This is a genomic window from Klebsiella sp. JN_Kp126, assembly GCF_033843325.1.
Lineage (GTDB): Bacteria > Pseudomonadota > Gammaproteobacteria > Enterobacterales > Enterobacteriaceae > Klebsiella > Klebsiella michiganensis.
The window spans coordinates 24,120-46,692 of record NZ_JAWXQV010000091.1; the positions used below are offsets into that span (position 1 = coordinate 24,120).

At 56.4% G+C, this 22,573-nt stretch carries 20 protein-coding genes and 1 pseudogene; 13 read left to right on the forward strand and 8 right to left on the reverse strand.

Features of this window, described 5'->3' with window-relative positions:
* Window positions 1-189 precede the first annotated feature (189 nt).
* The 3 genes and pseudogenes from plsC to SIK97_RS24775 form a co-directional block, all read left to right on the forward strand.
* Window positions 190-927 carry a 1-acylglycerol-3-phosphate O-acyltransferase gene (gene plsC, locus SIK97_RS24765; protein ID WP_004125254.1) on the forward strand — a complete coding sequence of 246 codons (738 nt, stop codon included), beginning with the start codon at window positions 190-192 and terminating at the stop codon, window positions 925-927.
* An 84-nt stretch (window positions 928-1,011) separates the two neighbouring features.
* Window positions 1,012-2,424 (forward strand): cell division protein FtsP, encoded by a 1,413-nt coding sequence (ftsP, locus tag SIK97_RS24770; RefSeq protein WP_004854230.1) that lies wholly within the window; start codon window positions 1,012-1,014, stop codon window positions 2,422-2,424.
* Between the two features lie 30 nt (window positions 2,425-2,454).
* Window positions 2,455-4,695 (forward strand): annotated as a pseudogene (locus SIK97_RS24775) (YgiQ family radical SAM protein); the annotation flags it as partial.
* Between the two features lie 126 nt (window positions 4,696-4,821).
* On the opposite strand, the gene SIK97_RS24780 reads toward SIK97_RS24775, so the two are convergent.
* The 3 genes from SIK97_RS24780 to yqhD form a co-directional block, all read right to left on the reverse strand.
* On the reverse strand, window positions 4,822-5,277 hold the full coding sequence (locus SIK97_RS24780; protein WP_025105926.1) for an HIT family protein: 456 nt from the start codon (window positions 5,275-5,277) through the stop codon (window positions 4,822-4,824).
* A gap of 98 nt (window positions 5,278-5,375) precedes the next feature.
* A complete protein-coding gene (gene dkgA / locus SIK97_RS24785; RefSeq protein ID WP_057173077.1) occupies window positions 5,376-6,203 on the reverse strand; it encodes a 2,5-didehydrogluconate reductase DkgA in 828 nt (275 codons plus the stop codon).
* Between the two features lie 132 nt (window positions 6,204-6,335).
* A complete protein-coding gene (gene yqhD, locus SIK97_RS24790; RefSeq protein ID WP_032692877.1) occupies window positions 6,336-7,499 on the reverse strand; it encodes an alcohol dehydrogenase in 1,164 nt (387 codons plus the stop codon).
* A 196-nt stretch (window positions 7,500-7,695) separates the two neighbouring features.
* On the opposite strand from yqhD, the gene SIK97_RS24795 reads away from it, so the two are divergent.
* Entirely contained in the window at window positions 7,696-8,595 is a 900-nt protein-coding gene (locus tag SIK97_RS24795) for an AraC family transcriptional regulator (RefSeq protein ID WP_014226863.1), read from the forward strand.
* Between the two features lie 44 nt (window positions 8,596-8,639).
* Here the strand turns inward: SIK97_RS24795 and yghB are convergent, their stop codons facing one another.
* Both yghB and metC read right to left on the reverse strand, forming a co-directional pair.
* Window positions 8,640-9,299, reverse strand: a complete 660-nt coding sequence (yghB, locus tag SIK97_RS24800) for a DedA family general envelope maintenance protein YghB (RefSeq protein WP_004125241.1) — start codon at window positions 9,297-9,299, stop codon at window positions 8,640-8,642.
* Window positions 9,300-9,431: 132 nt separating this feature from the next.
* Complete coding sequence (gene metC / locus SIK97_RS24805; protein ID WP_049079781.1) at window positions 9,432-10,619, reverse strand: cystathionine beta-lyase; 1,188 nt, start codon at window positions 10,617-10,619, stop codon at window positions 9,432-9,434.
* A gap of 251 nt (window positions 10,620-10,870) precedes the next feature.
* Here metC and exbB point away from each other — a divergent pair, with 251 nt between their 5' ends.
* The 6 genes from exbB to yghX all read left to right on the forward strand — a co-directional run bounded on the left by exbB (window position 10,871) and on the right by yghX (window position 16,807).
* On the forward strand, window positions 10,871-11,602 hold the full coding sequence (gene exbB, locus SIK97_RS24810; RefSeq protein WP_004105812.1) for a tol-pal system-associated acyl-CoA thioesterase: 732 nt from the start codon (window positions 10,871-10,873) through the stop codon (window positions 11,600-11,602).
* A 6-nt stretch (window positions 11,603-11,608) separates the two neighbouring features.
* A complete protein-coding gene (exbD, locus tag SIK97_RS24815; protein ID WP_057173078.1) occupies window positions 11,609-12,034 on the forward strand; it encodes a TonB system transport protein ExbD in 426 nt (141 codons plus the stop codon).
* 203 nt (window positions 12,035-12,237) lie between these two features.
* The gene (locus tag SIK97_RS24820; protein ID WP_032692872.1) at window positions 12,238-13,656 is read left to right on the forward strand and encodes a glycoside-pentoside-hexuronide (GPH):cation symporter; all 1,419 of its coding nucleotides are present in this window, start codon (window positions 12,238-12,240) and stop codon (window positions 13,654-13,656) included.
* A gap of 13 nt (window positions 13,657-13,669) precedes the next feature.
* A complete protein-coding gene (locus tag SIK97_RS24825) occupies window positions 13,670-15,196 on the forward strand; it encodes a glycoside hydrolase 43 family protein (protein WP_032692871.1) in 1,527 nt (508 codons plus the stop codon).
* Between the two features lie 107 nt (window positions 15,197-15,303).
* Window positions 15,304-15,798: a TIGR00645 family protein gene (locus SIK97_RS24830; protein ID WP_004105804.1), complete on the forward strand. Its 495-nt coding sequence runs from the start codon at window positions 15,304-15,306 to the stop codon at window positions 15,796-15,798.
* A gap of 121 nt (window positions 15,799-15,919) precedes the next feature.
* Window positions 15,920-16,807, forward strand: coding sequence for a YghX family hydrolase (gene yghX / locus SIK97_RS24835; protein ID WP_025105929.1), 888 nt, complete (start codon window positions 15,920-15,922; stop codon window positions 16,805-16,807).
* 35 nt (window positions 16,808-16,842) lie between these two features.
* Here the strand turns inward: yghX and yghU are convergent, their stop codons facing one another.
* Both yghU and SIK97_RS24845 read right to left on the reverse strand, forming a co-directional pair.
* Window positions 16,843-17,709: a glutathione-dependent disulfide-bond oxidoreductase gene (yghU, locus tag SIK97_RS24840; protein WP_057173079.1), complete on the reverse strand. Its 867-nt coding sequence runs from the start codon at window positions 17,707-17,709 to the stop codon at window positions 16,843-16,845.
* A gap of 72 nt (window positions 17,710-17,781) precedes the next feature.
* A complete protein-coding gene (locus SIK97_RS24845; RefSeq protein ID WP_014839560.1) occupies window positions 17,782-18,342 on the reverse strand; it encodes a DsbA family protein in 561 nt (186 codons plus the stop codon).
* On the opposite strand from SIK97_RS24845, the gene SIK97_RS24850 reads away from it, so the two are divergent.
* From SIK97_RS24850 to SIK97_RS24860, 3 genes are all read left to right on the forward strand, one after another.
* The gene (locus SIK97_RS24850) at window positions 18,330-18,473 is read left to right on the forward strand and encodes a hypothetical protein (protein WP_305955792.1); all 144 of its coding nucleotides are present in this window, start codon (window positions 18,330-18,332) and stop codon (window positions 18,471-18,473) included. The genes SIK97_RS24845 and SIK97_RS24850 overlap by 13 nt on opposite strands.
* Before the next feature lie 76 nt (window positions 18,474-18,549).
* Complete coding sequence (gene gss, locus SIK97_RS24855) at window positions 18,550-20,421, forward strand: bifunctional glutathionylspermidine amidase/synthase (protein ID WP_009654105.1); 1,872 nt, start codon at window positions 18,550-18,552, stop codon at window positions 20,419-20,421.
* 240 nt (window positions 20,422-20,661) lie between these two features.
* The gene (locus SIK97_RS24860) at window positions 20,662-21,843 is read left to right on the forward strand and encodes a PLP-dependent aminotransferase family protein (protein ID WP_047722908.1); all 1,182 of its coding nucleotides are present in this window, start codon (window positions 20,662-20,664) and stop codon (window positions 21,841-21,843) included.
* A gap of 334 nt (window positions 21,844-22,177) precedes the next feature.
* Here the strand turns inward: SIK97_RS24860 and SIK97_RS24865 are convergent, their stop codons facing one another.
* Window positions 22,178-22,366, reverse strand: a complete 189-nt coding sequence (locus SIK97_RS24865) for a hypothetical protein (protein WP_032751274.1) — start codon at window positions 22,364-22,366, stop codon at window positions 22,178-22,180.
* Between the last annotated feature and the right edge of the window lie 207 nt (window positions 22,367-22,573).

Consider the following 22,573-nt stretch of genomic DNA (forward strand, 5'->3'; position numbering starts at 1 on the left):
CATCCTCCCCCGCGGTTCGGCGGGGGAGGTTAATATTTACCGCAAAATCGTTGTTTATTCAGGCATTGCGATGAACAATATCCGCCAGCGTCATTCGAGATGCGCAACGCGCTTTGCAATGATGCCCGATGCCTGCAATCTGCGAAACAGCGAGTATAATTCTAAGCGGTTTGGGTTTCAGAGGTAGCTATGCTATTTATTTTTCGACTAATTATCGTTGTCATCTATTGTATTCTGGTCTGCATCTTCGGCTGTATTTATTGTCTGTTCAGCCCGCGTAACCCTAAGCACGTCGCCACCTTCGGCCACCTGTTTGGCAAACTGTCGCCGGTCTTCGGCCTGAAAGTCGAGCTGCGCAAGCCAGCCGACGCGGAAAGCTACGGCAACGCTATCTATATCGCTAACCACCAGAATAACTATGATATGGTGACGGCATCAAATATCGTGCAGCCGCCGACCGTGACCGTGGGTAAAAAGAGCCTGGCGTGGATCCCCTTTTTCGGCCAGCTCTACTGGCTGACGGGGAACCTGCTGATCGATCGCAATAACCGGGCAAAGGCGCATGGCACTATTGCCGAAGTCGTGAACGCATTTAAAAAGCGCAATATCTCTTTTTGGATGTTTCCGGAAGGGACCCGCAGCCGCGGCCGCGGTTTGCTGCCTTTTAAAACCGGCGCTTTTCATGCTGCTGTCGCGGCTGGCGTGCCCATTATTCCGGTGTGCGTGTCTAATACATCGAATAAAATTAATCTCAATCGCCTGAATAACGGTCTGGTGATTGTAGAAATGCTGCCGCCGGTAGATACCAGCCAGTATGGAAAAGAGGGCGTTCGCGCGCTGGCCACGCACTGCCGCGAGCTGATGTCCGCGAAAATCGCTGAGCTGGATAAAGAAGTTGCCGAACGCGAAGCGGCCGCAAAGAAATAACACAGGAAACGCCGCAAACAGCGCGCGGATTGCTGGCGGGAAACGAATTCCCTTATTAATTAGTCAGTATTTCATGGAGTTAATATGTCACTCAGTCGGCGTCAGTTCATTAAGGCTTCAGGCGTAGCGCTGTGCGCGGGCGCCGCGCCGCTGAAGGCACAGGCCGCTGGCCAGCAGCCTGCGCTGCCGATCCCCCCTCTGCTGGAGTCCCGCCGCGGGCAGCCGCTATTCTTGACGCTACAGCGCGCGCACTGGTCGTTTACGCCCGGTACCCGCGCCTCGGTGTGGGGGATTAACGGTCGCTATATGGGGCCAACCATTCGCGTCTGGAACGGCGACGATGTCAAGCTGATCTACAGCAACCGCCTGACGGAAAACGTGGCGATGACTATCCGTGGTCTGCAGGTCCCCGGTCCGCTGATCGGCGGCGCCGCGCGCATGATGTCCGCTAACGCCGACTGGGCGCCGGTACTGCCAATCCGCCAAAGCGCGGCGACCCTGTGGTATCAGGCCAACACCCCAAACCATATGGCAAAACAGGTCTATAACGGCCTGGCCGGCATGTGGCTGGTGGAAGATGATGTCAGTAAGAATCTGCCGATCCCCAATCACTACGGCGTGGATGATTTTCCGGTGATTATTCAGGACAAGCGTCTGGATAACTTCGGTACGCCTGAATACAGCGAGCCCGGTAGCGGTGGTTTCGTGGGCGATACGCTGCTGGTGAACGGCGTACAGGGGCCTTTCGTTGAGGTGTCGCGCGGCTGGGTGCGCCTGCGCCTGCTGAATGCGTCCAACTCCCGTCGCTATCAGCTGCAGATGAGCGATGGCCGATTGCTGCACGTGATTTCCGGTGACCAGGGGCTCCTGCCCGCGCCGGTTTCGCTGAAGCAGCTGTCGCTGGCGCCGGGAGAGCGTCGAGAAATTCTGGTCGATATGACCAACGGCGATGAAGTGTCGATCACCTGCGGGGAAGCGGCAAGCATCGTCGATCGTATTCGCGGCTTCTTCGAGCCGTCGAGCATTCTGATCTCCACGCTGATTCTGACATTGCGCCCGACGGGCCTGCTGCCGCTGGTGACCGATAGTCTGCCCGTGCGTTTGCTGCCGACGGAAATTCTGGCCGGCGCGGCGATTCGCAGCCGTGAGATCACCCTTGGCGACGATCCGGGGATCAACGGTCAGCTGTGGGATCCGCAGCGTATCGATATTACGGCGCAGCAGGGCACCTGGGAGCGCTGGATTGTGCGCGCCGACCGGCCGCAGTCGTTCCATATTGAAGGCGTCATGTTCCAGGTGCGTAACGTCAACGGCTCCGCGCCGTTCCCGGAAGATCGCGGCTGGAAGGATACCGTCTGGATCGACGGCCAGGTTGAACTGTTGGTCTATTACAATCAGCCCTCCTGGCCGCACTTCCCGTTCCAGTATTTAAGCCAGACGCTGGAGCTTGCCGACCGGGGCTCCATTGGCCAGATTCTGGTGAATCCGGCGCCGTAATTTATTCTGTCCCGGTTCCATGCGGCCGGGATTGGAAAAACCTCCTTCATTTCTTCCATCGTTCCGGCTTATAATCGCCGCCCTTTTTGATTATTTTTTTATCATTTCCCCGGAAGCAATATGAGCGCAATATCCCTGATCCAACCGGATCGTGACCTTTTCTCCTGGCCGCAGTACTGGGCCGCCTGCTTTGGCCCCGCGCCGTTCTTGCCGATGTCGCGAGAAGAGATGGATCAACTTGGCTGGGATAGCTGCGACATCATTCTGGTTACCGGCGATGCCTATGTCGATCACCCGAGCTTCGGCATGGCGATTTGCGGACGCATGCTGGAAGCGCAGGGATTTCGCGTGGGGATTATTTCCCAGCCGGACTGGAATAATAAAAACGATTTTATGCGCCTGGGTAAACCGAATCTGTTCTTCGGCGTCACCGCCGGCAACATGGATTCGATGATCAACCGCTACACCGCCGACCGCAAGCTGCGTCATGACGATGCCTACACGGCGGGTAACGTTGCCGGTAAACGCCCGGATCGCGCCACGCTGGTCTATACCCAGCGCTGTAAAGAAGCCTGGAAAGATGTCCCGGTGATCCTCGGCGGTATCGAAGCCAGCCTGCGCCGTACCGCGCACTACGACTACTGGTCTGATACCGTGCGTCGCTCGGTTCTGGTGGACTCCAAAGCCGATATGCTGATGTTCGGCAACGGCGAGCGTCCGCTGGTGGAAGTGGCGCACCGTCTGGCCGCCGGCGAGCCCATCGGGCAAATTCGTGACGTACGCAACACCGCCATCATGGTGAAAGAGGCGCTGCCGGGCTGGAGCGGAGTGGATTCCACGCGTCTGGATACGCCGGGGAAAATCGACCCGATTCCGCATCCGTACGGTGAAGATTTGCCGTGCGCGGATAACAAAACCGTCGCACCGCCAAAACAGGAAGCGAAGCGCGTTACCGTGCAGCCCCCGCGTCCGAAGCCGTGGGAGAAGACCTACGTCCTGCTGCCTTCCTTTGAGAAGGTGAAAGGCGACAAGGTTCTCTACGCGCACGCGTCGCGTATTCTGCACCATGAAACCAATCCCGGCTGCGCCCGCGCGCTGATGCAGAAGCACGGCGAGCGCTATATCTGGGTTAACCCGCCCGCAATCCCGCTCTCCACCGAAGAGATGGATAGCGTGTTTGCCCTGCCGTATAAGCGCGTTCCGCATCCCTCATACGGCGATGCCCGCATTCCGGCCTACGAGATGATCCGCTTCTCGATTAACATTATGCGCGGCTGTTTTGGCGGCTGTTCCTTCTGCTCAATTACCGAGCATGAGGGGCGTATCATTCAGAGCCGTTCCGAAGATTCGATCATTAATGAAATCGAAGCGATTCGCGACACGGTTCCCGGTTTTACCGGCATTATTTCCGATCTTGGCGGCCCAACGGCCAACATGTATATGCTGCGCTGCAAGTCGCCGCGCGCCGAGCAGACCTGCCGCCGCCTGTCATGCGTTTATCCGGATATCTGCCCGCATATGGACACTAACCATGAGCCGACGATTAATCTCTATCGCCGGGCCCGTGACCTGAAAGGCATCAAAAAGATCCTCATCGCTTCCGGCGTACGTTACGACATCGCCGTTGAAGACCCGCGCTATATCAAAGAGCTGGCTACCCACCACGTTGGCGGCTATCTGAAGATTGCCCCGGAGCATACGGAAGAGGGACCGCTGTCGAAAATGATGAAGCCGGGTATGGGCAGCTACGATCGCTTTAAGCAGCTGTTTGATACCTATTCGAAGCAGGCCGGTAAAGAGCAGTATCTGATCCCATACTTTATTTCCGCCCACCCCGGCACGCGGGATGAAGATATGGTGAATCTGGCGCTGTGGCTTAAACAGCATCGTTTCCGCCTGGATCAGGTGCAGAACTTCTATCCGTCGCCGCTGGCGAACTCGACCACCATGTATTACACCGGCAAGAACCCGCTGGGTAAGATTGGCTATAAGAGTGAGGATGTGGTGGTGCCGAAGGGTGACAAACAGCGCCGCCTGCACAAGGCGCTGCTGCGCTATCACGATCCGGCCAACTGGCCGCTGATCCGTCAGGCGCTGGAAACCATGGGTAAAAAGCACCTGATCGGCAGCCGTCGCGATTGCCTGGTACCGGCGCCGACGATCGACGAAATGCGCGAAGCGCGTCGCCAGAACCGCCATACCCGTCCGGCGCTGACCAAGCATACGCCGATTGTGCACCAGCGCTCGAACGGCGGGGCAACGGCGAAGAAGCCCGTAAAACGCGGTAAGGTCGCCGGTCGTTAATTTGACTGCATTGCCCGCTGGCGCTTCGCTGACCGGGCCTGATAATTCCGGGCCCGGTCAGCCGCTTGCCAAACGGCAAAGCAAATTCTATGGCTATGCCTCTCTGATTCTGGCCGCCAGCGCCGCCAGCTTTTCATCATCCGCCCGCTCATGATCGTGGGAAGAGAGATAGCCTTCATATTGCGCAAAAAACTTAGTCTGACGCGACTCGATAGGCCGCCATTGGGTCATATCGCCGGTGCCGTGCATCGGGCTGAGTTTGCTGTGGACATGGTCAACGCCATAGCCTTCAAAAAACATCCCCGTACGGCCCACGTCATCAAAGGCTTTATCCAGAAGCTTCGCCACCTTCTGCGTCGCCAGCACCAGATCGGCCAATGCCTGCGGCGGCATATCAAACGCATAGCTGGGGTAGTGCTTCTTCGGGATCACGACCGTAAAACCGTCGGTATTAGGGAAAATAGAGAGAAAGGCGAGGTGGTGTTCATCTTCCCACACCTTATGGCAGGGGGCTTTCCCCTCAACAATTTGGCAGAAAATACAGCTCATCAGCACGCATCCATTTGATTGCAATAAACCCTGAATGTACGTGGTTTTAGCCGGATAGCAAAGCGATGCTCCGCCGGAAGCCGACGGAGCAGGAAAGGTTAACCGCCGAACTGATCCGGGTCTGGCCCCAGGCGTTTGTTCTGGTCCAGTTTAGTGATTTCACTCAATTCATCTTTATCAAGACGGAAGTCCCAGACGTTAAAATTCTCGGCAATGCGCGATGGCGTCACCGATTTCGGGATCACCACCAGGCCGCTGTCGAGATGCCAGCGGATAACGATCTGCGCCGGGGTTTTACCGTATTTATCCGCCAGTTGACGAATAATTTTCTGATCGAATACCCCTTCGCCGCCCTGCGCAAGCGGGCTCCAGGACTCGGTCTGGATCTTATGCGTCGCATTCCAGGCGTGAAGCTGGCGCTGCTGCATCAGCGGGTGAAGTTCAATCTGGTTTATCACCGGAGCGACGCCGGTTTCATCGATGATTTTTTGCAGATGATGAACCTGGAAATTACAGACGCCGATGCTTTTTGCCAGCCCCTGCTGCTGCAGCTCAATTAAGCTTTTCCAGGCGTCGACGTAATGGTTAGTTGCCGGAACCGGCCAGTGAATGAGGTATAAGTCGACGTAGTCGAGCTTCAGTTTTTTAAGGCTTTCCTGCAGCGCTTCTTTGGGCTGCTTTTGATCGTCATTCCACAGTTTCGTGGTGACGAACAGCTCATTGCGGGCGACGCCTGCGCTGCATAACGCATTGCCGACGCCGGTTTCATTCTGGTACACGGCGGCGGTGTCAAACGAGCGATAACCGACTTCCAGCGCCTTATGAATGGCGGAGACGACTTCCTCGTTGCCTGCTTTCCACACGCCGAGCCCCAGCTGCGGCATCAGGTTGCCGTCGTGTAGTTTTATAACGGTTGGATGTGTCATGCCTTCCTCCTGTTAATGAACTCAGCGGAATAAATTCCGCCGAGGGGTAGCATTAAGTCTGGACGAAATAGCTAAAAACGGTAGTTAAACTCCTCTCCTTTGCGCGAGTTTACGCGTCGGAGAGGGCGTTGATTAGCGCGCAGCCTCGTAAATACGGCGGCTGACGTCCAGCGTAATATCCTGATTTTCACCGAGCTGGGTCATGCCGTGCTCTTCCAGTTTCGCCAGCAGCGCCGGGATGGAGCTGCCATCCAGACCGTAGGCGGAAAGGCGCGTCGGGACGCCCATCTGTTCGAAGAAATCACGCGTTGCGGCGATGGCGGCGTCAATGCGCTCTTCCTCGGAACCTTCGGTGATGTTCCAGACGCGGGCGCCGTACTGCAGCAGCTTGGCGCGTTTAGCATCGCGTTTTTCATTCCACAGGGCCGGCAGAACGATAGCCAGCGTCTGGGCGTGATCGAGACCGTGCATGGCGGTCAGCTCGTGGCCGAGCATATGGGTCGCCCAGTCCTGCGGCACGCCTGCGCCAATCAGGCCGTTCAGCGCCTGGGTGGCCGCCCACATAATATTGGCGCGAACGTCGTAGTTTTCCGGCTCTTTCAGCGCTTTCGGGCCGTCTTCCACCAGGGTCAGCAGAATACCTTCGGCAAAGCGGTCCTGGATTTTGCCGTCGACCGGATAGGTAACGTACTGCTCAACGGTATGGACAAATGCGTCAACGACGCCGTTAGCCACCTGGCGCGGCGGCAGGGTGTAGGTGTAAACCGGATCCAGAATAGCGAACACCGGCTGGACGTGGGTGGACATAAACGCGCGTTTGTCGCCGGTGGTTTTACGCGAGATCACCGCGCCTTTATTGGATTCGGAACCGGTCGCCGGCAGCGTCAGCACGGAGCCCATCGGGATAGCGCTGGCCACTTTGCTGCCGTAGGTTTCGAGGATTTCCCACGGATCGCTATCGGCCGCATAGTGGGCCGCCGCGGCGATGAATTTGGTGCCGTCGAGAACGGAGCCGCCGCCCACCGCCAACAGGAAAGTGATCTTTTCATCACGCGCGATTTTCACCGCGTTCATCAGCGTTTCGTAGGACGGGTTTGGCTCGATGCCGCCAAATTCCCGAACGTCAATGCCGTTCAGCGCGCTCAGAACCTGATCAAGCACGCCGGTTTTCTTCACGCTACCGCCGCCGTAGGTGACAAGCACGCGTGCATCCGCCGGGATTTGATCGCGCAGATTTTCAATCGCGCCTTTACCGAACAGAATGCGGGTTGGGGTATGTAGGTCGAAATTATTCATGGCTGGTGCCCTCAAATAGATAAAACCGCCAACAGAGACAATCCCTCTGCCAGATGACGGACATTGTGTTCCCGCGGGCCGTTCCCCTCAATGCACATTCCTGCCGTTGTCTTGCCCATTTCTCCTTGGGGCTGGAGAAATTCGCCGGAAGTGCGCACAATGCGAAGGTATAAAAACGTTCGGAGAAGCACGATAAATGAACCGCGCTGAGATATGCCAGCTATTAACGCATAAGGTTAATCAGCTGAAAGATAAAGAAGAAATGCTTAATGCTCTGCTGCCGGATATTCGCCTGCTGTACGGTACCCAGCCGGGGACGCGCACGCCGGTTATGTATCAGCCGGGGATCGTTTTTCTCTTTTCCGGGCATAAAATTGGCTACATTAACGAGCGCACCTTTCGCTATGACACCAATGAGTATCTGCTGCTGACGGTACCGCTGCCGTTTGAATGCGAAACCTTCGCCACTCCGGAAGTCCCGCTGGCGGGGATTCGGCTGAACGTCGATATTCTTCAGTTGCAAGAACTGCTGATGGATATCGGGGAAGATGAGCAGTTTCAGCCGTCCATGGCGTCGAGCGGGATCAACTCTGCGGTGCTGTCCGAAGAGATATTGTGCGCGGCGGAGCGCCTGCTGGATGTCATGGAGCGCCCGCTGGACGCGCGCATTCTTGGCAAACAGATTATCCGCGAAATTCTCTATCACGTGCTGACCGGGCCGTGCGGGGGTGCGCTGCTGGCGCTGGTCAGTCGTCAGACCCACTTCAGCCTGATTAGCCGCGTATTGAAGCGTATTGAAAGCCAGTACACAGAGAACCTCAGCGTCGATCAGCTGGCGGCGGAAGCGAATATGAGCGTCTCGGCGTTCCACCATAACTTTAAATCAGTCACCAGCACTTCCCCGCTGCAGTACCTGAAAACCTATCGCCTGCATAAAGCGCGCATGCTGATGATCCACGATGGTATGAAGGCCAGCGCGGCGGCGATGCGGGTGGGGTATGAAAGCGCGTCGCAGTTCAGCCGCGAGTTTAAGCGTTATTTCGGCATGACGCCGGGGGAGGATGCGGCGCGTATCAGAACGATTCAGGGGATGTGACGAACGATGTAAGGGCGGCGAATTCGCGCCGCCCCGGTAAACGATCAGGCGTTACAGTATTTCTTTTTAATCACCACGATAACCGTACCGAGCAGCCCGGCGATCAGCAGCGCGATAGGCAGAATCATCAGGCAGGTCATAACCTGATCTTCATGGCGCTTAACGAAGGGAATCATGCTCAGCGCATAGCCCAGACCGGTGACTACGCCAACCCACAGCAGCGCGCTCAGCCAGTTGAAGAACTGGAAGCGGCGGTTTGGCAGCCCGGAAATGCCCGCCATGGTGGGAAGCAGGGTGCGAACAAACGCCAGGAAACGCCCTGCCAGCAGCGCCAGCAGGCCGTGTTTGTCAAACATGCAGGTTGCCCGCTGATGGTACTTATGCGGCAGATGCCCAAGCCAGCGCTTAACCGTAACGGTGTTACCCAGCCAGCGACCCTGGATATAGCTCAGCCAGCAGCCGAGGCTGGCCGCGGCGGTTAAAATGGCGACCGTAGGTACAAAGTCCATCACGCCTTTGGCGATCAGCGCCCCGGCGAGCAGCAGCAGGCTATCGCCCGGTAAAAATGAGGCGGGCAGCAGACCGTTTTCCAGAAACAGGGTTGCGAACATGACCAGATATACAACGCCCACAACGTGGGGGTTTGCCAACGCGGCAAAATCATGCTGCCACAGCGCGGCGACAATTTCTTGAATGACAACCATGGACTTTCCTAAGTGGTACCGTGTTTTTTGTCTAGTGTACTCCTGAAGAGGCTCGGGCACCTTGATCCCGGGCGCAACTAAAGCGGCCGTTTTTCTAAAAAACGTCCGCTATTGTTGCCACTGACCGTCACTTTACACGATACGCGCGAAGCCCGCCGCTAAATCATCCAGCAGATCGGTAACATTTTCTAACCCGATATGTACCCGAATTAGCGTGCCGCTGAAATCAACTTCAGCATCAGGACGGATTGCGGCAATGTGTTCCGGCTGGTTGGCTAAAATCAGCGATTCAAAGCCGCCCCAGGAGTAGGCCATGCTGAACAAGCTGAAGTGGTCCAGATAAGCGGAGAGTTCGGCGTCGGTCAGGCGTTTATTGAGCACGAAAGAGAACAGACCGCTGCTGCCGGTGAAGTCGCGCTTCCAGTACTCATGGCCTTTGCTGCCGGGCAGGGCGGGATGATTCACGCGCGCCACCTGCGGATGCTGCGCCAGCCATTCGGCAATCTGCAGGCTGCTTTCATGGTGCTGACGCAGGCGTACCGCTAAGGTGCGCAGGCCGCGGCTGGTCATATAGGCGGTATCGGCATCCACCATTTGCCCCATCAGATAGGCGTTTTCGCGCAACTGCGCCCAGCAGCGCTCATTGGACACGGCGGTACCCACCATCGCGTCGGAATGGCCGATCAGATATTTGGTGCCGGCCTGAATGGAGATATCGATACCAAACTCCAGCGCTTTGAACAGCACGCCCGCCGCCCAGGTGTTATCGATCATAATGATGGCTTCGGGAGCGACGCGACGTACCGCCGCGACGATCGCCGGAACATCATGGACTTCCATGGTGATGGAGCCGGGGGATTCGAGGAACACCACGCGGGTGTTCGGCTGCACCAGACGGGCGATATCGCCGCCGATGAGCGGGTCGAACCAGCCGGTGGTGACGCCGAGTTTGGCGAGAATTTTGGTACAGAAATCCTGGGTAGGCTCATAGGCGGTGTTGGTCACCAGAATATGGTCGCCCTGCTCGACGAACGCCAGAATGGTATTCGCGACCGCCGCCGCGCCGCAGGGGAAGAGGGCGCAGCCGGCGCCGCCTTCCAGCTCGCACATCGCTTCCTGCAGGGAGAAATGGGTCAGCGTCCCGCGACGCCCGTAGAACAGCTCACCCTTGGCGCGGTTGCGCGTCGCGTGCTTTTTCGCTTCGACGGTGTCGAAAACCAGCGATGAGGCGCGCTGAATGACGCTGTTTACCGAGCCCAGGGTGTATTTTTTGCTGCGCCCGGCGTGAACCAGCGCAGTATCAAGATGTTTATCAGCCATGTTCAGATAACCTGTTTTTATACGTCTGGACGTCTAAACTATCATGAATACCCGTTGATGTACCGGGGCGCGGCGGATACAGGTAAAAATTTTATTAACCGCGGGGTCAGCAACTTTTTTACTGCGTAAGCGCAAGGAAAATAAACGTGATTTGCTGCACAGTGTAAATACTAATGAGAACCACTATCAATTCGATGTCGTTTTGATATTATTGTGCGCAGATTTTGTGATTTACGTCCTGGAGATACAGTGTGGGTAATAATTTGATGCAGGCGGATCTCTCCGTTTGGGGTATGTATCATCATGCCGATATTGTCGTTAAGGTAGTGATGATCGGCCTGATTCTGGCGTCGGTAGTCACATGGGCTATCTTTTTCGGCAAAGGCGCAGAGATCCTGGCCAGCAAGCGCCGCCTCAAGCGCGAACAGCAGCTGGTTGCTGAAGCACGCTCTCTCGACCAGGCCAGCGATATCGCTAACGGTTTCGATGCGAAAAGCCTGACCTCGCAGCTGATCAACGAAGCGCAAAATGAGCTGGAGCTTTCCGCGGGTTCTGAAGATAACGAAGGCATTAAAGAGCGTACCGGTTTCCGACTGGAGCGTCGTGTGGCGGCGGTAGGTCGTTACATGGGACGCGGCAACGGTTATCTGGCGACCATCGGCGCGATTTCCCCGTTCGTCGGCCTGTTTGGTACCGTCTGGGGCATCATGAACAGCTTTATCGGGATTGCCCAGACCCAGACCACTAACCTGGCGGTGGTTGCTCCGGGTATCGCGGAAGCGCTGCTGGCCACGGCAATTGGCCTGTTCGCTGCGATTCCGGCGGTGGTCATCTACAACATTTTTGCCCGCATGATCGCCAGCTACAAAGCGTCCCTTGGCGATGTCGCCGCCCAGGTTCTGCTGTTGCAAAGCCGCGACCTGGACCTGAGCGCCAGCGGCGTTAAGCCGGTACGTACTGCCCAGAAACTACGCGTAGGTTAATGCTTTATGGCGATGCATTTTAACGAAAACCTCGATGATAACGGCGAAATGCACGACATCAACGTGACGCCGTTTATCGACGTCATGCTGGTGCTGTTAATCATCTTTATGGTGGCGGCGCCGCTGGCTACCGTCGACGTGAAGGTGAATCTGCCTGCTTCCTCCAGCCAGCCGCAGCCGCGTCCGGAAAAGCCGATCTATCTGTCGGTGAAGGCGGATAAAACCATGTTCCTCGGCAATGACCCCATTACCGACGAGAACATGATCGCCTCGCTGGATGCGCTGACCGGAGGCAAGAAAGACACCACCGTCTTCTTCCGCGCGGATAAAACCGTGGACTACGAGACGATGATGAAGGTCATGGATACCCTGCATCAGGCGGGCTATCTGAAGATTGGCCTGGTGGGCGAAGAAACCGTCAAAGCGAAGTAATCCCCCTTTCCACGCATCTCCTCAGGCTGGCCTTGCGCCAGCCTTTCTTATAGTTGAAGCAAAAACTTGTAAGACCAATCGTGTAGATGTGTGACAACTTTCTCAGTTAACAGAAAACATAAACCCGATGCGAAAAATGACAATAGGATAGTTTTTATCCTCCCTCTAGAGTGAATACCACTTCATCTGAGAGGGATTATATTGTGGATCACGATAATAAACTGTCATTTGCGGAGAAGCTGGGATACGGCATGGGAGATGCAGCCTGCGGTATCGTCTACTCTTCGGTAACCATGTTTCTGACATGGTTTTATACGGATATTTACGGACTCTCCGCTGCCGCAGTCGGAGTGATGTTCCTGGTGACGCGAGTTCTGGATGCGATTACCGATCCGCTAACCGGCATCGTTGCAGACCGTGTGAAGACCCGCTGGGGCCATTTTCGCCCGTGGCTTATCTGGTTTGCCGTCCCTTATGCCGTGCTGGCGGTAATGACCTTCACTACTCCGGAATTTGGCGCATCGGGTAAACTGGTTTACGCCTACCTGACTTACACCTTACTCATGCTGTGTTACACCTTTATCAATATTCCCTACTGCGCGCTGGGCGGAGTCATCACGCGCGATGAGAAGGATCGCCTATCAGCCCAGTCATATCGTTTTACGATCTCTTCTCTGGCCGGTCTGATGGTTTCTGTCGCAACCCTGTTTCTGGTGGATTTTTTAGGTAAAGAAAATAAGCAGTTTGGTTTTCAGGCGACAATGGGAATCATGGGCGCGATCGCTATTGTAATGCTGGCTTTCTGCTTCTTCTCTACTAAAGAACGCGTGGCTCCAGCGATTGAACAGCAGGGGAGCATACGCGAAGATCTCCGTCAGCTTCTGGCGAATGACCAGTGGCGTATTGTGGCGATAATCACTTTTTTCTCGAGTATGGCCGGGGTTATGCGCAGCGCCGCCACGCTCTATTATGCAACCTACCTGATGTTAGGCGGCGTGGAGTCCGCGGCGGGAACAGCCATGAAATCAGCATTTGTTTCCACCAGCGTCGTTGGCACGATTATCGGCAGCATCGCCGCCGGATGGCTGGCCAAGCGCTATCGCGCGGTCTCGCTGTTTAAAAATATCAACCTCCTGCTGGTTCTGGTTGGCGTCGTAATGTTCTTTGTGCCGCCGACCTGGCTGCCGGTGGTGTTCCCTTTATACTTTCTGGTCGGCTTCTTCCATCAGATGTACCAGCCGTTTAAATGGAACATGATGGCCAACGCCGCCGATTATGGCGAATGGAAGTTTGGTCGTCGCATCACGGGATTATCTTATTCCGGTAATCTGTTTGCTTTGAAAATGGGCATGGCGGTTGCTGGTGCCGCCGTAGGTTTTTCGCTTGGGCTATTTGGCTATCAGGCGGGCGTAACGGCGCAGACTCCGCTGGCGACAATGGGAATTGTTGGGCTGTTAACGCTCGGTCCATCACTATCTTACCTGCTCCTGTGGTGGCTGGCGCGTTTCTATAAGCTGGATGACAAAATGATGCAGACAATTCAGCGAGAGCTGTCCATGCGCCAGCAACAGGCGCATTCAGAGACGCAATTGCCGCTAAACGCCGTTCCGGAAAAGGCCTGAGGAGATGCGAAATATGACCCCTTCTGAATACCAGAATCCTATTTTATGCGCCGATTATTCCGACCCGGATATCGTGCGCGTAAGGGATGATTTCTTTATGGTCTCTTCCAGTTTTAACCATGTGCCCGCTTTACCGATCCTGCATTCAACGGACCTGGTTAACTGGACTATTATCAACCACGTTCTGGATGAACTGCCGCTACCGGGTTATGACCGGTATCAGCCGGGTAAGGGCGTATGGGCGCCATCGATTCGCTGGCACGATGGCAAGCTGTGGGTCTGCTTCAGCACCCCAGATGAAGGTATTTTTATCTGCCATACCGAGGACCCGTGGGGGAAATGGAGCGCTCCGCACTGCCTGCGTCAGGCCAGAGGGTGGATAGATCCCTGCCCGTTCTGGGACGACAATGGTCAGGCCTGGTTGGTACATGCTTTCGCCCATAGCCGCAGCGGCATTAAGCATAAACTGCAGTTGTTTGCGATGGCGCCGGACGCCAGCGAATTACTGGGCGAAGGGCAGATTATCTATGACGGCTGCTGCGATTTACCCACCCTTGAGGGGCCAAAGGTTTATCAACGCGCCGGTTGGTACTACATCTTTGCTCCTGCGGGCGGGGTAGAAAATGGCTGGCAGACGGTGCTGCGCGCGCGCCAGATGACGGGGCCCTGGGAAGCCAAAAACGTGCTTTTCCAGGGAAACACATCGATAAATGGACCACATCAGGGCGGCTGGGTGGAGGGCGAGAAGGGCGAATGCTGGTTTGTTCATTTCCAGGACTTACATCTCTATGGCCGCGTGGTTCACCTCCAGCCGATGTTCTGGGGTGACGACGGCTGGCCGCGTATCGGTGAGCAGATTGGCAGTTGCGGCGTCGGACAGCCGGTTTTACGTTGGCCGCGTCCGAAAGGGTTAACGCCTTCACCGGCGTTGGCGCCGCAAACCAGCGACTATTTTGCGCAAGGCCAACCGGGAATACAGTGGCAGTGGCAGGCTAACCCCAGCCCTGAGTGGCTGCTGCCGGCGGAAGGCGAACTCCGATTACGCTGCACCCCATTATCCCAAGTCGATGGACAGAGAGCGTTATACTGGGCGCCGCAGCTGTTGCTGCAGAAATTCCCGGCGCTAACTTTTAGCGCGAAAACAAGCGTAACGTTATATGCCGCTCAGGACGGTGATGCCGGAGGCCTGATCGTATACGGCGAACGCTACGCCGCTTTGCTGGTGGAGTTTGGGCAAGGGAGTTGCCGGCTCGTGTGGCGACACGGTTGGATGAGCGATGCGGGCGTTGTGCGCGAAACTCGTCAGGTTCTTGCTGAGCTTAAGCGCGGCAAGTGTCAGCTGCAGGTTGCCGTAGGCGAAGGCGGCTTGTGTCAATTTTCCTGGCGAGCTGAGGAGGAGGAGTGGCAGGGGGTTCCCCTTTGTTTTGCTGCCGGGAAGGGGAAATGGGTCGGTGCGAAATTTGGCCTGCTGGCTGCTTCAATGGATGGCCTGCAAAGCGAGGGCTACTGCGCTTTGCAGGACTTTGAGGTCATCCTATAAAGAAACCGTTTCTGGCCGTCTGCAGATAATGCGGGCGGCTGGATGTTGCATAAACGTTGCCCTGTTGCGGTATAATGGCGGCCGTTTATGTTAACTGACAGGATCTTATGGAACGCTTTCTGGAAAATGCTATGTACGCCTCGCGCTGGCTGCTGGCGCCGGTTTATTTTGGCCTTTCGCTCGGTTTGATTGCGCTGACCATCAAATTTTTTCAGGAGATCTTCCACATACTGCCGCATATTTTCAGCGTCAGTGAGTCGGATATGATTCTGACCCTGCTGTCGCTGGTGGATATGACCCTGGTGGGCGGTCTGCTGGTGATGGTGATGTTCTCCGGCTATGAAAATTTTGTTTCCCAGCTGGATATCAACGAGGGCAAGGAGAAGCTCAGCTGGCTGGGCAAAATGGACGCCACTTCGCTGAAAAATAAGGTTGCCGCCTCCATCGTGGCGATCTCTTCCATTCATCTGCTGCGGGTGTTTATGGATGCGAAAAACGTCCCGGACAATAAGCTGATGTGGTACGTCATCATCCACCTGACCTTTGTGCTGTCGGCCTTTGTGATGGGCTACCTCGATCGTCTGACCAAAGTGAAACACTGATCCCTCCTCTCCCGGCGGCGTTGGCCGCTGGGCTTTTTACTCCCCGTTTCTGCTTTTCTCCGCTGGCGTATGTCCGGGCTTCTGCTTTGCTTAAAGGGCGCTTAATAACGGAGGCAGGGTGATGACGCGACTAACGGCCAAAGATTTTCCGCAGCAGCTGCTCGAATACTATGACTACTACGCCCACGGCAAAATCAGCAAACGCGAGTTTCTCCAGCTGGCGGGGAAGTATACCGTCGGCGGGATGACCGCGCTGGCGCTGTTTAACCTGCTGAAGCCCGACTATGCTCTGGCGGAGCAGGTGGCGTTTACCGACCCGGATATCCGCCCGGAGTATATTCATTACCCTTCTCCTGACGGCCACGGCGAAGTGCGGGCTTATCAGGTGACGCCGGCGAAAATAGCCGACAAAGCGCCCGCCGTGGTGGTGGTTCATGAGAATCGCGGCCTGAATCCCTATATTGAAGACGTTGCCCGGCGGGTGGCGAAAGCGGGCTATATCGCGCTGGCGCCGGATGGCCTGAGTTCCGTCGGCGGCTATCCCGGTAATGATGATGAAGGCCGCGCGCTACAGCAGAAAGTCGATCCCGTGAAGCTGATGAATGATTTCTTTGCGGCGGTCGCGTTTATGGCGAAGCATCCGCAGGCGACGGGGAAGGTCGGTATCACCGGGTTCTGCTACGGCGGCGGCGTCAGCAACGCGGCGGCGGTGGCGATCCCTGAGCTGGCCTGCGCGGTGCCGTTTTACGGCCGCCAGCCGCCGCTGAATGAGGTCGATAAAATTAAAGCGCCGCTGCTGCTGCATTATGCCGGACTCGATAGCGGCATTAATGAAGGCTGGCCCGCCTATGAAAAAGCGCTGAAGGCACACAATAAAGTCTACGAGGCCTATATTTATCAGGGTGTTAACCACGGCTTTCATAATGACTCCACGCCGCGCTATGACCGGGCCGCGGCTGACCTGGCCTGGCAACGCACGCTGGCGTGGTTTGAGAAGTATTTGCGCTAAAAACCGGAGGCGGAAGCCTCCGGCGGGCATGGGCGCTACGCCTGGCGTTTATCTTCGGTTTGCGTGTCGAAGTCGCTGGCGTCATGGCGCTCGTGAAGCTGCTCGTTGAGCGGGCCTGAGGTGCGGTTAACCATCCGCCCGCGCTGAACGGCGGGGCGCTTACCCACATCCTGCGCCCAGCGCAGCACGTTTTTATAGCTACCGGCATCCAGGAACTCGGCGGCGTTGTAAACATTCCCCAGCACCACGTTGCCGTACCACGGCCAGATGGCCATGTCGGCGATGGTGTACTCCTCTCCTGCCACAAAAAGGCCGCGGGCAAGCTGCTTGTCCAGCACGTCAAGCTGGCGCTTGGCTTCCATCGTAAAGCGGTCGATCGCGTATTCGATTTTCACCGGCGCATAGCTGAAGAAGTGGCCAAAGCCGCCGCCGAGGAACGGAGCCGAGCCCTGCAGCCAGAACAGCCAGTTGAGGGTTTCGGCGCGGCCTGCCGGATCTTTGGGCAGGAAGAAGCCGAACTTTTCCGCCAGATAGAGCAGGATGCTGCCGGATTCAAAAACGCGGGTCGGCGGAGTGGTGGAGTGGTCGCGGAGCGCGGGGATTTTTGAGTTCGGATTAACCTCGACAAAGCCGCTGGAGAACTGATCGCCTTCGCCGATGCGAATCAGCCAGGCGTCGTACTCCGCGCCGCTGACGCCTAATGCCAGCAGCTCTTCCAGCATAATGGTCACTTTCTGGCCGTTGGGCGTCCCCAGCGAATAGAGCTGAAGCGGATGCACCCCCACCGGCAGCTCCCGATCGTGCGTTGCGCCGGAGACGGGACGGTTGATATTGGCGAATGCGCCGCCGTTGTTTTGCTTCCATTCCCACACTTTAGGTGGCTGGTAGTTATTCTCTGACATGCTGATCTGCCTTTTTAGTGAGGTGTTGATGTCGTGTCGCTGGCGCTACCGCGCCGGCGCGGGAGAGTTGTACTAAGCCAGAATCCGCGCGGCCCATACGCTGACGTCGTCGCCGCTGCCGAGATCCGCCTGCACCAGGCCGTTAACCATAAAGGTCGGCGACACGTGGATGCCGTTCTGGCGCGCGTACTTGCTATGCCATTTGATCTCGTTTTGCAGCTCCGGGCGGGCAAACGCCGCGGCCAGCGAGACGTGGCTATAGCGTTCGATACGCTCGATAATCTGCTGCGGCGTGGCGTTCATGTTCGGCCCGCTGCAGTGGTCGGTAAACTCAAACTCTTCGCGGTGGTCGGCGACGGCTTTAAGCACCTTATGCGCCTGCTCGCGGCCGTGCGGCAGGGTGGACGCGGCGAGAATGCAGCGGACGATGACGCCGGAAAACAGATGCCACGGTTGAGACTGCAGACGAATTTTGATCGTCACGTTATCCGCGCCAACTTCATCCAGCAGGTCATCAAGCTTATTAAATGCCCGCACGGAGAAAGGACAGGTGGGTTCGAGGAACACCTCAAAGGTGCGGGGGCCATGCCCCCAGACCAGCGGTTGGGCGGTCAGATGCGATGGTGTGCTCATTGTCGACTCCTGATTGTTTTTTTATCTCAAATAACGATATCACTTTTGCCCGGGGGCGCAGGCTTATTTTCCTTAAGGGCACGATTAGCGAATCGAATGAGTGGTATCATCATTCCACCTCTGTCTGGTAAGTGCCTGCGGCAGGATAAGAAGAGGGAGTTTTGTTTCGCCAACTGCCCGGGCTGCATTAATTTGAGGTCAGGCTAAATGAGCAAAGGTTCCACAAGCAGTGACGCCCCGTTTGGTACACTATTAGGCTACGCACCGGGCGGCGTGGCGATTTATTCTTCTAATTACAGTAGCTTAAATCCGCAAGATTATCCGGATGACGCCACGTTCCGCAGCTATATCGGTAATGAGTATATGGGGCACAAATGGCAGTGCGTGGAGTTCGCGCGCCGCTTTCTGTTCCTCACCTACGGTTTTGTTTTCACCGACGTCGGCATGGCCTACGAAATCTTCTCCCTGCGTTTTCTCCGCGAGGTGGTCAACGACAATATTCTGCCGCTGCAGGCGTTCGCCAACGGCTCCCGCCGTCCGCCTCTCGCCGGCTCACTGCTGATCTGGCAGAAAGGCGGCGAGTTTAAGCACACGGGCCACGTGGCGGTGATTACGCAACTGATAGGGAATAAGGTCAGGATCGCCGAACAGAACGTCATTCACTCGCCGCTGCCGCAGGGCCAGCAGTGGACCCGCGAGCTGACGCTGGAAGTGAAAAACGGCCTCTACACGATTAAAGACACCTTTGCCGATACCGAAATCCTCGGCTGGATGATTCAAACCGCCGATACCGAGCACAGCCTGCCGCAGCCGGTGCTGCCGGGTGAGGCGATGGCCATCAAAGGCGCGCGTCTGCCGAATAAAGGCCAATACCGCGGCAACTGGCTCAACGAGAAAGATTCACTGCAAAAAGCCTACGTGGAAGCCAACGGCCACGTCATCAATAAAGACCCTTACCAGTATTTCACCATCACCGAAAGCGCCGAGCAGGAGCTTATCAAAGCCACCAATGAGCTGCATCTGATGTACCTGCACGCCACCGACAAGGTGATGAAGGATGACAGCCTGCTGGCGCTGTTCGATATTCCGAAAATTCTCTGGCCGCGTCTGCGCCTCTCGTGGCAGCGCCGTCGCCATCATATGATTACCGGCCGCATGGATTTCTGTATGGATGAGCGCGGGCTCAAGGTGTATGAGTACAACGCCGATTCCGCGTCCTGCCATACCGAAGGCGGGCTGATCCTCGAGCAGTGGCTGAAGCAGGGCTACTACGGCACCGGTCACAACCCGGCGGAAAATCTGCTGGATGAGCTGGCCGGAGCGTGGAAGCACAGCCGGGCGCGTCCTTTCGTGCACATCATGCAGGATAAGGATCTGGAGGAGAACTACCACGCGCAGTTTATCCAGCGTTCGCTGACTCAGGCCGGCTTCGAGAGCAAAATTCTGTTTGGCCTGGATGAGCTGCGCTGGGATGCCGCCGGGCAGCTGATTGATGCCGACGGGCGTCTGGTCAACTGCGTCTGGAAAACCTGGGCATGGGAGACCGCCATTGAGCAGGTGCGGGAAGTCAGCGCCGATGAGTACGCAGCGGTGCCGATACGTACCGGACACCCGAATAATGAAGTGCGCCTGATAGACGTCCTGCTGCGCCCGGAAGTATTAGTCTTCGAGCCGCTGTGGACGGTCATCCCCGGCAACAAGGCGATTTTGCCGGTGCTGTGGTCGCTGTTCCCCAATCATCGCTATCTTCTGGATACTGATTTTGTGGTCAACGAGCAGCTGGCGGAAAGCGGCTATGCGGTTAAGCCTATCTCGGGCCGCTGCGGCAACAATATCGACCTGATTGGCCCGCAGGACGAAGTGCTGGATAAAACCAGCGGCCAGTTTTTCGACCGCAAAAATATCTACCAGCAGCTGTGGTGCCTGCCAAAAGTGGATGGCAAATACATCCAGGTTTGCACCTTCACCGTCGGCGGTAACTACGGCGGGACCTGCCTGCGCGGAGATGATTCTCTGGTGGTTAAAAAAGAGAGCGATATTGAGCCGTTAATCGTGCTAAAAGACACAGATAGCCGTTAAGTTTGGCCCCGGATTGCGGTTCTCGTCACCTGCGGCATTTGTAGTCCGGGCAAGGCGCATCGCGCCGCCCCCGGGGGAAGGCCGCAGGATGCTGGGGAATATCCCGGAGGCGATGCTGCGCATCTGTCCGGGCTACCGAACATACGAACCCGTAGCCCCAGTGAGCATAGTGCGACCGGGGGAATTATCGGTAAAAAACAGATAAAACATCACAACAACAAGACAGAAAAGGAAAATAGTATGCACGATCGGCGACTCGCCGCCCGCGCGGGTGAACTTAAGCCCTCCGCCGTCCGCGAACTCCTCAAGCACAGTAAGCTGCCCGGCGTTATCTCTCTGGGCGGCGGTATTCCGGCCCCGGAGCTTTTTGATACCGAAGGCCTGAACCTGGCGGTGCAGCAGGTGATGAACGGGCGCTTTAACGATGCGTTCCAGTACGGTTTGACCGAAGGTTATCCGCCGCTGCGTCAGGCCGTTAGCGAACTGTGTCAGGCGCGCGGCGTGGCCTGTTCGGCAAGCCATGTCTATATCACTTCCGGTTCGCAGCAGTCGCTGGATATCGTCGCCCGCACTCTGCTCGATCCGGGTGATGCGATTGTCGTTGAGCGTCCGACCTATCTGGCGGCGCTGCAGGTCTTCCAGCTGGCGCAGGCCAATATTCTCAGCGTGGATACCGACGATGACGGCATGCTGGTGGAACAGCTGGCCGATCTGCTGGAAACCACGCGTGTGAAAGCCGTTTACCTGGTACCGACGTTTGGCAACCCCGGCGGGAAAACCCTCAGCGAAGCGCGTCGCCGCCGCCTGGTTGAGCTGGCGAAAAAGCACGACTTCGTCATTATCGAAGACGATCCGTACGGTGAAATCAGCTTCACTGATGAAGTACGCCGCCCGCTGTATCAGTATGCGGTTGAGCTGGGCTGTGAAGATCAGGTGGTTTATACCTCCACCTTCTCCAAAATCCTCGCGCCGGGGATGCGTATTGGCTGGATCGTGATGCCGGAGTGGCTGGCGCAGCAGACGGTGATCGTTAAACAGGCGGCGGATCTGCACACTAATATGCTCTCGCAGGTCATCACCGCGGAATACCTGAGCATGAACCGTCTGGAAAGCCAGATTGCCCTGATCCGCGAAGATTACCGCAAGAAGTGCGTGGCGCTGGCCGACGCGCTGGAATCGCAGCTTGGCGAGCATCTGGCGTTCAGCCGTCCTAAAGGCGGTATGTTCCTGTGGGCTCGCTTCCGTTATCCGTTCGATACCATGGAATGGATGAAGAAAACGCTGGAAAATGGCGTGGTCTACGTACCAGGAGAAGCGTTCTATAACGATAACCCGGATACCCGCACGCTGCGCCTGTCCTACTCGACGGTGTCGACAGAGGGTCTGATGACCGCCGTCGAGCGCCTGGCGAAGTCGCTGTAATCGCCGTGCTCCGCGCCGTCGGCGGCGCGGGGCTCCCTTCTCGTTTTCTTCTTTAAGCCCCTGTTTTTATGCGAATGCATGACCTGCCCGGCGGGCGAAAATCATCAGTGCGTAATGTGAAAACGGGATTGGCGGGTTTTTTGAATCGCCCGCAGCCGATGGCTACGGGCGAGAGAAACACAGAGGCGGGCGGTTTTGCGGCTTATCGCCGGCCCGGGTCGTTAATCCTGGTCGGTAATGCGATCGTCAAGCCAGATCAGCATCAACGTGGAAAGAAAAGCAACAGCGACGGTACCAATAGCTAACAGCATAAGAAGAGCCTCAGGGGTTTTTATTATTTTTCTGCTTTGACCGATGAGCGATTATTTCTGTCTGTGATGGTGACTTTTGTTACTGACTGGGATGTTGCGAGGGTGAAAAAATCGTCAGCATCAATATCGAAATTGAGAACGATTTCTTTGTACTTCCCACAATTCATTAACTCTTTTGCTTCTTTCATACTACTGGCTGTAATAGTAGGCATCAGTTTCATCTCGTTTAAAAACTGAGAAGCAAAATAAGAGCTTGTCGATACCAGATCAACTACTTTTTATGGTAAGGACAATCATGCATCAGATTGATGATTGCCGCTGCCAGTAGCGGATTGAAACATAATTTCTGTTTTACCTTTCCTGCCAGCGTTTCGTTTTGCCCATGGCGGCGAAAAATGCGCCGATCCTCGGCGGTGTAT